1 pseudogene is annotated in these 252 nt (G+C 56.3%); it reads right to left on the reverse strand.

The window, feature by feature from the left end:
- Positions 1–135 (reverse strand): annotated as a pseudogene (locus PKKP23_RS35075) (IS3 family transposase); the annotation flags it as partial.
- Positions 136–252: the final 117 nt, after the last annotated feature.

Below are 252 nucleotides of genomic sequence, written 5' to 3' on the forward strand. Positions count from 1 at the left end.
CTCATACTTGACGCTTCGCCACACCCGTTCGACGAACACGTTGTCGCGCCAGGCTCCCTTGCCGTCCATGGACAGTTTGATGCCGCGATCCAGAACCGCGTCGGCAAAAGCGGTCGCAGTGAACTGGGCGGATTCAACCGGTCGTCGCAACACTAGATTGTTGAACAGATTTTAGATACTCGTCCAGGAATTCTGCTGGGGTCTTCCAGCCAAGCGATTTTCTGGGCCGGCAATTGAGCGTATGGGCAACGG

Origin of the sequence: Paraburkholderia kururiensis JCM 10599 = LMG 19447, assembly GCF_003986935.1 — a bacterium.
GTDB lineage: Bacteria > Pseudomonadota > Gammaproteobacteria > Burkholderiales > Burkholderiaceae > Paraburkholderia > Paraburkholderia kururiensis.